Genomic DNA, 12097 nt, shown 5'->3' on the forward strand with positions numbered 1-12097 from the left:
GGTAATGGGTAGGCACTACCGCACAGCCTTGAACGCCCCGCTGTCCACGTCCTTCAGGAACGCCATCACCCCCGTGAACCACGTCTCCTGGTCGTCGTAGAGCGCGAGATGACTCCCCTTGGGGCAATAGAGATAGCGCCCGTTCTTCACCGTTTTCGCAATCATCTCCATGTGCTTGGGGTCCATCGTGTCGTACTGCGCACCCACCGACAGGATGGGGACCGTGAGCTTGGGGAGGTCGGCCACGCGATCCCACTTCTCCAGCTTTCCGCTCGCCCCCAGCTCGCTGGGCCCCTGCATGGGGATGTAGATGTCGTTGTTGACGTGCTTGAAGGCGCGGTTCACCGGGTCGGGCCACTCGGCGGCCGGCATGCGGATGAGGTGCTTCTCGTAATGGTTGGGGATGAGCAGCTCCATGTAGCGCGGATTGGCGTAGTCCTTCTTCGCCTCCAGCGCCTTCACCTCGGCCAGCACCTTGGGATCCATTGCCGGCATCAGCACGTCGTTGGCGTACTTCACGTACTCGGGGATGCTCGCCATCATGTTCGAGATGATGAGCCCCTTGAGGTGCTCCTGGTACTTGAGCGCGTACTCCATCCCCAGCAGCCCGCCCCACGAGTTGCCCAGGATGTAGAAGTTGCCCTTGTCCAGGCCTAACGCCACGCGCACCTGCTCCACTTCCTCGACAAAACGGTCCAGGTTCCACAGCGACGAATCCTTGGGCTGTTCGCTGTAGTAGGAGCCAAGCTGGTCGTAGTAGTAGTACTCGATCCCTTCCTTGGGGAAATACGAGTCGACCGCCTCGAAGTACTCGTGGGTCATTCCCGGGCCGCCGTGCAGCAGGAGGACCTTGATGCGCGGGTTGTTGCCCACGCGCTTGGTCCAGACCTTGAACGTCCCCTTCGGCGTCTGGATCGGGATCATGCGAATCCCACCGGCCAGGATGTCGGCGCGCCCGGTGGTGTCGAAGTACGACGCGGTGGAAACCGGCGCACCATTGTCGGCGCTTGCCGGCGGCGCCGACTGCGTGGTGCACGCGGCCAGGAGGAGCGTGCTCGCGGTGGCGGCCGCGAGGGAGGCAGCGACGGCGAGAGGGCGCTGTGGAAGTCGCATGGCAGCACGGGTTGGGGGGGATACCGCGGCCCGGTGGCCGGAGCCACACGGCGGGGGACGCGCTAAGGTACGCCGCGTCCCCCGCGTCGGAAACTCGCGCCCCCGCCCCCAGCCGCGCCCCCACCCCATCCCCCAATCGCAGCGCCGCGCGCCGCGCCCCCGTATGACAGGCGAAACATCATTTGCGCCGCGCCCCCCGCGCGCCCCAATTGATGTGCACACCGTTCAGACGCGCGCGACGACTCGACTCCCGTCTCCCGTCTCCCGTCTCCGTCCCCCGTCTCCCGTCCGCCCTTCCCATGCCCCAACCGCTACATCGCACCGCGCTGGTCACCGCATTGCTCGTCGCATCGGTGGCGGCTGCGAGCACGCTGGCCGCACAGCGCCGCCGCCCCGCCGATCCCAACGCCCCCGTGCCGGCGCAGCCATATCGCTTCGAGTTCCTTGGCCCCGCCACCGGCGGGCGCTTCGCCTCGATGGCCGGCGTCGAAGGCGACACCGCGACCTGGTACGCCGGCTCGGCGTCCGGCGGCATCTGGAAGACGACCGATGGCGGCGCCAACTGGGTCCCGATCTTCGACGACCAGCCAGTGCAGGCCGTTGGCGCGCTGGCGGTGGCACCAGGCAACCGCAACATCGTCTGGGCCGGTACGGGTGAAGGGTGGACGGTGCGCGAGTCCGACATCCAGGGCGACGGGATCTACAAGTCGACCGACGAAGGGAAGACGTGGGTGCACATGGGGCTCCGCGAGACGGGACGCATCTCGCGCATTCTCGTGCATCCGAAGAACGCCGACGTGGTGTACGTCTGCGCGTTAGGCAGGGCGACGGGACCGCAGGAGGAGCGCGGCGTCTACAAGACGATGGACGGCGGGAAGACCTGGACCCGCTCGGCGTTCGTCGATGTGAACACCGGCTGTTCGGACCTTGCGATGGACGCCAAGGACCCCGAGGTCCTCGTGGCGGGAATGTGGCAGGTGGTGATGAAGTCCTGGGGGCTCACGTCCGGCGGTCCGGGGAGCGGGATCTGGATGACCCGCAACGGCGGGACGACGTGGAAGAAGGTCGAGCACCCGGGGCTCCCCAAGGCACCGATCGGGAAGGTGGGCGTCGCCATCGCACCCACCAACTCCAACCGGATCTTCGCCCTCATCCAGACGCTCAACCAGGGTTCACTCTGGCGCTCCGATGACGGCGGCACCTCGTGGCAGGTGGTGAGCTGGCAGCGCTCGCTCATCGGGCGCGCCGGCTACTACATGCACCTGGCGGTGAACTCGGGGAACCAGGACGAGGTGTACGTGGCCAACTCGTCATTCTGGCGCTCGATGGACGGCGGCAAGACGTTCGAGGATTCGCGCTGGGGGGGCGACACGCACGACATCTGGATCTCGCCGAGCAACCCGGATCACTTCGGCCTCACCGACGACCTGGGCTTCACCATCACGACGACGCACATGAAGCAACGGCGTCGCGTGGCGCTCAACAACGGGCAGATGTACCACGTGGCGGTCGACAACCGGATCCCGTACTGGGTCTACTCCAACCGGCAGGACAACGGGACGATGCGCGGCCCCTCCGATGGCATGGAGCGCGGGACGCCGATTCCCAACGCCGGCAACCGCGAGCTCCCCTACGGCATGACCGCCGACGGAGTCCGCGATTGGGACCACGGCATCGGGGGTTGCGAGTCGGGCTTCACCCTTCCCGACCCTAACGATCCCGACGTGATCTGGGCCACGTGCTACGGCAACAAGGTCACACGCTACGATCACCGGATGCAGACGGCGCGCTCGGTGCAGCCGTACCGCATCACGCTCGACTCGCCGCCGGACGACATCAGGTATCGCTGTCACTGGACGGCGCCGATGGCGATCGATCCGTTCGATACGCAAACGGTCTACTACGGCTGCCAGGTCATCTTCCGCACCAGCAACAAGGGGCAGAGCTGGGACATCATCTCCCCCGACCTGTCGATGAAGGATCCGTCGAAGATCAAGCCGAGCGGCGGCGTGATCGGCGACAACCTGGGGCAGTTCTACGGCTCGGTGGTCTTCGCGATCGCACCGTCCAAGGTGCAACGCGGGCTCATCTGGGCCGGGACAAACGACGGAAAGGTGTGGGTCACGCGCAACGGCGGCTCCGAGTGGACCGACCTCACGAAGAACATCACGGGGATGCCGGCGTGGGGGACGGTACGCAAGATCGAGCCGTCACCGCACGACGCGGCCACCGCCTACGTCGTCGTGGACCTGCACACGAACGACGATCGCCGTCCGTACCTCTACAAGACGAGTGACTACGGCAAGACGTGGAAGAGCGTGGTGGGCAACCTGCCCAGCGCGCATCCGCTCGACTATGTGCTGAGCGTGGCCGAGCATCCCGACCGGAAGGGCATGCTCCTCGTCGGCACCGGGCACGCGTTCCACTATTCGCTGGACGATGGCGCGACGTGGACGCAGTACCAGGTGGGGCTTCCGGCAGCGCCGGTGACGTGGATCGAGATCCCCAAGGGGTGGAACGATGCGGTCGTCTCGACCTACGGGCGCGGGCTGTGGGTGTTGCGCGACCTCAAGGCGTTGCAGGAGGGGGGCGTTGCGGCGGCCGGCAACGCGCTGTTTGCCCCGCACCCCGGTATTCGCCGCGCGCGCGAGGGGCGCGCCGACCTCACCTTCCGCGCCGCCGACACGACGGTGGTGGCGCTGGAGATCCGTGACGCGACGGGGCGCCTGGCCCGCACGCTCAAGGTGAAGCCACGCCCCGGCCTCAATCGCGTGGTCTGGGACCTGCGCTACGACCTGGCGGTCCCCGTGGCGCTGCGCACGTCGCCCCCCGACAACCCCTACATCTGGGACGAACCACCCTACAAGGGGAAAGATACGCGCCCCATTGCCCATTGGGGGATCCAGCAGCCGCAGTCGCAGGGGCCGCTCGCCGCGCCGGGGCAGTACTCCGTCACGCTCGTCGCCGGCGCTCAGTCGTTCACGCAGCCGTTCACCGTCCTCAAGGCGACCGACGTCCCCGCCACGGTCGACGACCTCCTGGCCTCGACCGACGCCCAGGTGCGCGTGCGCGACCGCCTGACCGAGACGGCGAACGTGGTGAACCAGCTCGAGGTGCTGCGAAAGAACATCGAGGACCAGGTCAAGGCCAACGCCAGCAATGCCGCCGCGGTGAAGGCGCTCAAGGAGATGGACCAGAAGATGCTCGACATCGAGCTCATCCTCCTCTCGCGCCACGACCTGCACTCCGACGACAAGTGGTTCGTCGAGACGTACCGCACCTACCTCTCGCTTTTGTGGCTGGCGGGCGAGATCGGGAGCGGCGCCGGCGACGTGGCCGGCGGCGCCGACTGGCGCCCGACCGACTCGTCGCTGCAGACGCTGAAGGAACTGGAGGCCGACCTCGAGCGCGCCAAGGCAGCCTTCAAGGTGCTCATGGAGAAGGAGCTCCCCGCCTTCAATGCCAGGATGAGTGCCCTCCTCAAACCCATCGCCTGAGGTAACCCGATGCCATCCTCCCTGCGCCGCGACATCCGCCTCCTCAAGGCCTGGGCGCTCGCCTCGTCCACCATTGCCCTCGTCCTGAGCGTGGCGGCATTCCGCCAGCCGCAACCGCCGGCGCAGGAGAAGGCGCGCTTCGGCGAGATCGACGTGGAGCGCATCAACGTCGTCGAGCCCGACGGCAAGCTGCGCCTCGTCATCTCCAACCGCCCGCGCTCCATCGGGCCGATCTACAAGGGGAAGCCGTTCGGCTATCCCGGCGGGTCGCGCCCGGGGATCATCTTCTTCAACGATGAAGGGACGGAGAACGGCGGGCTCACCTTCGAGGGGAAGGCCGGCCCCGACGGGAAGTACAGCGCCTCCAGCGGCTTCTCGTTCGACCAGTTCAACCAGGACCAGATCCTCTACTTCCAGTATCGCGAGCAGAACGGCGTGCGGCGCACCGGCCTCACCATCGCCGACCGCGCCAGCACCGACATCTTCGACATGGTGGCGGAGCGCGACTCGATCATGAAACTCCCCGCGGGCGCGGTGCGCGACGAGGCCATGAAGCAGTGGGCCGCGCCGCGCAACGGCGTCCCGCTGATGGCCGAACGCGTCTACGTGGGGCGCGACCCGGCGAAGAACGCGGTGATCAACCTCTCCGACCCCAACGGGAAGACGCGCCTCCGCCTCAAGGTCGACTCGTTAGGGACGGCCTCGCTGGAGTTCCTCGACGCGGCCGGGGCGGTCACGGCCCGTTTCCCCGGGCGCTGACGCCCGGCGGGACGACCCGTTACATTCCGGATGTAGGGACGCGCGCCGTCGGTCACCGACGGCGCGCGTGTCGCGTTCGGCAGTGCCGATCCCCGTGCGCCACGCGCGGAGACCTCCCATTCCTCGAACCTGCGCTTCCGCCCTCGCCCATGCGCCTCCGACTCGACTCCAGGCCGACGACTGCCCTCCCTTCCCGCGCCGCTGCGTGCGCAAGCGTCGTTGCGTGCGCGAGCGTCGCTGCGATCGCGGTGGCGGTTGCCGTCGCGGGCACCGTCGCGATGGCGGTTCCGCGGCGCGTGGCGGCACAGGGAAAGCCCGCGGCCCAGCCGCCCAAGCCGTGGTCGGGAAGCGTCGAGGCCGCGGCATCGCTCTACCAGGGGAACACAGACCAGCGCGCGCTTTTCACCAAGGCAGAGCTCGGGCGCGCCGACAGCACGGTGCAGCTGCGAGGCTCGCTCTCGTTCGGCTACGCCGACGCGGCGCGCGACTCGCTCCCGCGCGACGTCACCAAGCGCACGTGGCTGGGAACGCTCAACCTGGACTATCACCCGTACGAGCACCTCTCCCCCTTCATGTTCGTGAACTACGAGGCGTCGTACGAGAAGCGCGTCCTCGATCGCGTTGGCGTGGGCGTGGGCGGCAAGGCGGTGCTGTTCCAGAGCGGGGCCACCGAGGCCAACCTGTCGCTGGCGATGCTCGCCGAGCGGCTGCGCCCCACGGCGCTCTCGCCCGATACGGAAACGGTCTCGGCGGCACGATGGTCGGGGCGGGCGCGCTTCAAGCATCAGTTCGACGCGCGCCTCAAGCTGCTGCACACCACGTTCTGGCAGCCGCGCGTGAGCGACCTCGAGAGCTACACCGTGAACTCGACATCGGAGCTGTCGTATGCGATGCGGCAGTCCACGTCGTTCACCGTGTCGTACCTGGCGCTGTATGACAGTGCGGCGCGCACGCGAGGCGCACGCAGCAATAACGATGCGCAGATCCTGTTTGGAGTGAAGACCGGCTTCTAGACGCACCACGGCGCCAACAGGCAGGCAACGTCACGCCCGCTTTGTGCGCTACCCAACGGCGCGCCCGGAGCACGGGGGGCAGCTTCTCCAGTACCCCTCGCTACTGGAGACATGCCATGCGTCGTTTGTCCATCACCACACTCGCGCTCGCCGTCGCGTCCACGTCGGCGCTCGCCCTCACCGTATCGAACGTCACCTGGTCTGGGAAGATCAGCGCGACCGACGAGGCCAAACTGAGCGGCAACGCCTCGATGAAGGCGACCGCGGACGAGAAGGGAACCGAGGTCAGCGTCATGCTCATGGGCGACGCGAACGGAACCACGCGCCCGTGGCACATCCATACGGGGAGCTGCGCCACCGGCGGCCCCATCTTTGGAGATGCAAAGGCCTACACACCGCTCACCACGTCGTCGAGCGGACACGCCACGGCCTCGGCCACGCTCGCCGTCGCCGTCCCCGACACCGGTTCCTACTTCGTCAACATCCACGAGTCCACCGGCAACCTGGGGAAGATCGTGGCGTGCGGCGACCTGACGAAGCAGAAGATGTAGGCACCCTTGCGCTGACGCGCGTCCCCGCGCGCGCGTCAGTGCGTGCGCGCCACAGTGCGCGCCACAGTGCGCGCGTCAGTGCGTGCGTGAGTGCGCGCGTCAGTGCTGGTGCGACTTCGCGATCATCCGCAGCATCTTGAGGTTGATCGCGATGAAGCGCAGCAGTTGCCACGGGAGAAAGGTGCGCAGGGCGCGTGTGCGCCGCGTGGCCACCGGGACGTACGACTCCTCGGTGTAGGGCGCTGGCGCCTGGCGGCTCGACGGGGTGGGGATGATGGGCATCGCTGGGTCTCCTACTCCGGAATGAACTGCCAGCCGAGCTTCGCTTTCGCCTTCCAGATGAAGGCGTGGTGGAGGAAGTGCTTGATCCAGTGGGCCGCGAGCCCGATCTCGCCAAAGGTGAAGCGCAGGTCGCGCCCCGTGCCGGGAAAGCGCTTGTAGTCGGGGACCACGGGATACATGGTCATGGCCGCCGCCGAGCCGGTGAGGAAGCCTTTGCCGGCAGATGCAACGCAGGCGGCCCCCATCTCGGCCATCGAGGCGCGATGCGCCGGCGCGCCGGCACCCTTGAGGATGCGATCGGCGATCGTGTTGGCCACCGCGCGCCCCATGATCCCGCTGGGCATCCCCGTGCGCGGTGGCGACGGGGCAATCAGCGTCCCGTTGGGACTCTTGAACGGCTTGGATAGCTGATGCGGCGGCGCGAAGGCAATGCCCACCGCCCAGATGTTATCGAAGCTGGGGCTCTGGTATGTCGTGGGCCAGTCGCCAGGCGCCCACTCCTCGAACGGCTTGACCGCATAGTCGGCGTCGACGCGCATGAAGCCGCTCGGCGCGAACAGCTCGGCCGTCGTGTCGTTTCCCGCACGGTCGAACGACTTGAGGCCCACACCTCCAAACGGCGGCAGCAGCATGGCGAAGTCGAAGCGTAGCGAGTGCCGCGTGCCGTCGAGCGTCTCGTAGTACACCTCGCCCGGCGCCACGCGCTCCACGTGCGCCTGCAGGATCCACTTGATCCCGCGTTCTGCGTACAGCGACTCCGCCCACGTCTTGCTGTGCGTCACGAAGCCGCCCACCTCCAGGTGCAACCCGGCGACGCCGAAGTCACCCAGCTCGTGCTCGTTGGAGAGGTAGTAGATGTCGGCCAGGTGGCGCAGCCCGCGCGTGCGGAGCTCGTGCTCCACGTTGAACACGTACTCGAAGGCGGCGCCCTCGCACGTGCAGGTGCCGTGGCTCGTGCCAATCACCAGCACCTGGCGCTCGCCGGCGCGCAGCCTGGCAATCACCGCTTCCAGTTCCTTGGCCGTGTGCTCCGCGTGCGCGGCGGTACAGACCGAGAGCGAGTGCCCATCGGGGCCCAGCCCCTCGACCGCGCCGAAGTTGAGCCTGGGGCCCGTCGCGTTGACGAGGTAATCGTATGGGACGTGCTCGACCTCGCCGCGGCGCGAATCGCTCGTGTGCTCGACCACGACGTACGGCGACGCGCCGGTCGCATCGCCCTCGGGGTGGATCTCAGTCCCCTTGGCCTGGAGGTAACGGATCCCGAGCTTCTGGTAGACGGGGGCGAGCGGGAAGGTCACGTCCTCGCTGGTCATGCGTCCCACGCCCACCCAGATGTTGGAGGGAATCCAGTTCCACCGGGAATTGGGGGAAACGACCACGATCTCGTGCTCACGCCCCAGGCGCTGCCGGAGACGGGTGGCCGCGGTGTGGCCGGAGATGCCGGCTCCCAGAATCACGGTACGGCTCATGGCGGACCTCGCGGGAGAAGTGGTAGGCGTGCGAGCGACCGGAGGGGCGGCCGATTGTCAACTATATTCCTACATGGTTGATTAACGGCGCGCAAGTGTGCAGATTGTCCAACAGGGGCGCTCGCCGGCTCGTGCCGGGCCGCTGAGCGCCCGTGCTCACACGCGCCCGCACGCACCCACCAGGAGAGAGACGGATGGCGAAGTACCGCAACAAGACGGTCGACGTGGTGATCGACGTGCGCTCGCACATCGAGTACTGGCTGGGACACCTGCCCGGCGCCAGGTGCATCCCCGTGGGATCGATCGATCACGGCATCACGCAGCATCCCGAGATCACGCTCGACTCCAACATCCTCGTCTACTGCGCGAGCGGAGCGCGCTCGGCGAGCGCGGCGAGCACGCTGCGCGGCATGGGCTATCGCCGGGTGGTGGACGCGGGCGGTTACGCCGAGGCACGCCAGCACTTCGATGAAAACTGAACGCAGCGGACACCGACGGACGCCAGCCGGCGCCGCAGCGCCACGGGTGGCCGTGGCGTAAGGCTTACCCCCTAAACGAGAAACGCGGGGCCGCCCGGTGGGCGACCCCGCGTTGGTTCGTGCGTCGGACGACGGCTTCTAGAACTCGACCTTGAAGCCCAGTTGCGCCTGGCGAGCGGCAAACGCGCCCGTGGCTACGCCGTACGAGGTGATCGGCGTCGTGCCGCTGAACTTCTGGCCGCCGAACGCCGAGATGTTCTCGCTGTTGAACAGGTTGAACACCTCGGCCATGACCGTGATCTTCTGCGACCCGCGCTGGATGAGCGGGCGCTGCAGACGCAGGTCCACCGTGCGATACCAGTTCTTCCACGCATTGTCGGGGCGCTGGATGCGATCCGGGCCCACAAAGTCGTCGAAGGTGACGTTGTTGTTGTTCAGGTCCTTGCCGTCGATGGCCACGTACGGACGCGGCGAGGCGACCGAGGTGATGGTCGAGGCCTGGATCCCGAGCGGAAGCTTGTTGATCGTCGAGAGCACGAGGCGATGGCGCTCGTCGCCCGTGGTGTACTGCATCTGGTACGACGACCGGTTGGGGAAGACGTTGGCCAGGTTGCCGTCGAAGTCGGACTTATAGAAGCCGAGCGTGTAGGCGAGGTTGAAGCGCTGGCCGTTCTTGCTGTAGGTCGCCTGCGTCACCAGGCCGTCGAACTTGGCCTTGCCAAAGTCGTCCCACAGCACGATGTCGCCGTACGCCGGGCTGAGGACGCGCGCGTTGGTCGTGCGGTTGAACCAGTTGGCGTTGAGGCGGACGTACAGGTTGCTGATGTCCTGGTGGACGTAGTCGACGTTGAAGCCGAAGGCCTCGGTGAACTGGTGCCCGACACCCAGCGAGAACTGGTGGTTCTCCGGGGTCCGCATGAGGTTCTTGACCAGCACCGGCGAGAGCGGGGCGGTGGCGCCGCCAGCCGCAATGCGCTGGCGCAGCACCGCCGGATCCTTCGTCCCCGGGTTGGCGAAGGTGTACGATCGCCAGGTGGAGTTGAGGCGCTCCTGGAAGCCGATGAACGACGTCACTCGATCGTAGAGGATCGCGAAGCCGCCGCGCACGAAGGTGCGGTTCTGCTTGGTCGGGTCCCACGAGAACGAGAGGCGCGGCGAGAAGTTGTTCAGGTCGTTCTTGCGGTTGCCGCGATTGATGAAGTCATTGAGCTCCGCGCGCGAAGTGAGGCGCACGTCGTTGGCCCACGGCACGGTGTAGTCGTTGTTGAGCGTGTTGATCTCGGCGTCGTAGCGCAGCCCGAGGTTCACCGTGAGGTTCTCGATGGGACGCCACTCGTCGTTGATGTAGAAGCCGGTGGTGTACCCCGTCGCCGTCGCGCGCGCATCGGCCGTTCCAGTGGGGTCGTTGAATCCCACGGAGATCGAGGCCGAGTTCGGGAGGCTCGAGGTGTCGGTGAGGAAGTTGAACGACCCGAACCGGTTGGACGGGAGGTACTGGCTTCCGTTGATCTTCGACAGCTCGCCGCCAAACTTCACGAGGTGGTTGCCGCCCCAGTTCTCCAGGTTGTATGTGGAGCGGTTCACGAGGCGGAAGTGCTTCTCGCGCAGTTCGAGCGGAAAGCCCGAGGTCCCGGTAATGATCCCCGGATACGTCGACGTGGGCCCCGGCAGCAGCGGCGCCTCGGTGTGATCCCACTGCACGTACTGCAGCGAGAACTCATTCACGAGGTTGGTCGTCGGGAGCCAGCGGTGGCGGAGTTGCGCCGTGTTGATCAGGTACTCCTGCGAGATTCCGGCGTCCTGCGATGAGCGCCCGCCGTAGTTCCCCTCGCCATCGAGAATGCGCGTCGACCACATGACGTCGTACGTGCTCTTCTCCGTGGGCGTCGCCGTGAGGCGCGTGAAGAACGTGTGGTTCTTCTGCGGCGCGAGGAACGATCCCTTGTACTTCTGCCACGCGGTGTAGGTCGTGGCGGGAACGACGTCGATGTAGTTGTCGGTGAGCGTCCCTTCGTAGCTGCCGGCGAAGTAGAGCTTCCCCTTCGCAATCGGGCCGCGGAGGTTGAGGCCGAACTGGTTGCGGCCATACTTCGGGAGCTGCGCGTTGCTCGACTGCTGGATGAACGTGCGGGCGATGAAGTCCTTCCCCTGGTAGAAGCCGAAGGCCGACCCTTCCCACTTGTCGGTCCCGCGACGGCTCACCGCCGAGATGACGTAGCTCCCGGCGCGCGAGTACTCGGCGTCATACGGATTGAGGTAGACGCGGAACTCTTCCAGCGCTTCCTGCGGCAACGGCGACCCGGTCTGCGGAATGCCGACCAGGTTGCCGTTGTACAGCGACTTCATCTCCACGCCGTCCATGTAGAGGTTGATGAAGCGCAGGTCCGGTGCTCCACCCGCCGAGGGGAGGGCGCGCCCCTGCTGCGGCGCGTAGCTCTTCACCCCGGGGGCGATGGCGGCAAGGTTCATCACGCCGCGCGCGTTCATCGGGAGGTTCTCGATCTCCTCCTTGAGGACTGGCGCCGAGATGGACAGGCGCTGCACTTCCACCTGCTTCACCCGCTCGGCCGTGACCGCGACCGCCTGCAGTTCGGTGGCTCCCTTCTCCATCACGATCGTCAGGCGGGCGCGCTGCCCAATGACGAGCTGCACCGAGTCCTGCACCGGCTTGTAGCCCAGCGCGCGGACGTCGATCGCGTACTTTCCGGAGTAGAGCCCCAGCACGACGAACTCGCCGTTCTGGCGCGTGGTAAGGTTGCGGCGTTCACTTGTGGCAATGTTGGTGACGACGATCTGCGCGCCGGCGATCGGTTCACCTTCCTTCCCGCTCACGTTGCCTTCGAGCGTGATGGTGTTTTGCGCCTGGACCGACGTGGACGTGGCAAGCCAACCCAGCGTCGCGACGGCAAGGGCTCGGACAACCCAAGTTCGCAT

Annotated in this window: 9 protein-coding genes; 5 read left to right on the forward strand and 4 right to left on the reverse strand. The window is 66.8% G+C overall.

What is annotated here, in order from left to right; all coding sequences use genetic code 11:
- Positions 1-15: 15 nt before the first annotated feature.
- Positions 16-1113, reverse strand: a complete 1098-nt coding sequence (locus tag IT359_13380) for a proline iminopeptidase-family hydrolase (protein ID MCC6929968.1) — start codon at positions 1111-1113, stop codon at positions 16-18.
- A 299-nt stretch (positions 1114-1412) separates the two neighbouring features.
- Between IT359_13380 and IT359_13385 the strand changes: the two genes are divergently transcribed.
- From IT359_13385 to IT359_13400, 4 genes are all read left to right on the forward strand, one after another.
- Positions 1413-4610 (forward strand): hypothetical protein, encoded by a 3198-nt coding sequence (locus IT359_13385; GenBank protein MCC6929969.1) that lies wholly within the window; start codon positions 1413-1415, stop codon positions 4608-4610.
- 9 nt (positions 4611-4619) lie between these two features.
- Positions 4620-5369, forward strand: a complete 750-nt coding sequence (locus tag IT359_13390) for a hypothetical protein (GenBank protein ID MCC6929970.1) — start codon at positions 4620-4622, stop codon at positions 5367-5369.
- 248 nt (positions 5370-5617) lie between these two features.
- Positions 5618-6382, forward strand: a complete 765-nt coding sequence (locus tag IT359_13395) for a DUF481 domain-containing protein (protein ID MCC6929971.1) — start codon at positions 5618-5620, stop codon at positions 6380-6382.
- Positions 6383-6498: 116 nt separating this feature from the next.
- Positions 6499-6933, forward strand: coding sequence for a hypothetical protein (locus IT359_13400; protein ID MCC6929972.1), 435 nt, complete (start codon positions 6499-6501; stop codon positions 6931-6933).
- 99 nt (positions 6934-7032) lie between these two features.
- Here IT359_13400 and IT359_13405 read toward each other — a convergent pair whose 3' ends face one another.
- Both IT359_13405 and IT359_13410 read right to left on the reverse strand, forming a co-directional pair.
- Complete coding sequence (locus IT359_13405) at positions 7033-7215, reverse strand: hypothetical protein (protein ID MCC6929973.1); 183 nt, start codon at positions 7213-7215, stop codon at positions 7033-7035.
- A gap of 11 nt (positions 7216-7226) precedes the next feature.
- Positions 7227-8684 (reverse strand): NAD(P)/FAD-dependent oxidoreductase, encoded by a 1458-nt coding sequence (locus IT359_13410; GenBank protein MCC6929974.1) that lies wholly within the window; start codon positions 8682-8684, stop codon positions 7227-7229.
- Positions 8685-8878: 194 nt separating this feature from the next.
- Here IT359_13410 and IT359_13415 point away from each other — a divergent pair, with 194 nt between their 5' ends.
- Positions 8879-9163, forward strand: coding sequence for a rhodanese-like domain-containing protein (locus IT359_13415; protein MCC6929975.1), 285 nt, complete (start codon positions 8879-8881; stop codon positions 9161-9163).
- 138 nt (positions 9164-9301) lie between these two features.
- On the opposite strand, the gene IT359_13420 is transcribed toward IT359_13415, so the two are convergent.
- The gene (locus IT359_13420; GenBank protein MCC6929976.1) at positions 9302-12097 is read right to left on the reverse strand and encodes a TonB-dependent receptor; all 2796 of its coding nucleotides are present in this window, start codon (positions 12095-12097) and stop codon (positions 9302-9304) included.

The sequence above is a fragment of the Gemmatimonadaceae bacterium genome (assembly GCA_020852815.1).
GTDB lineage: Bacteria > Gemmatimonadota > Gemmatimonadetes > Gemmatimonadales > Gemmatimonadaceae > SCN-70-22.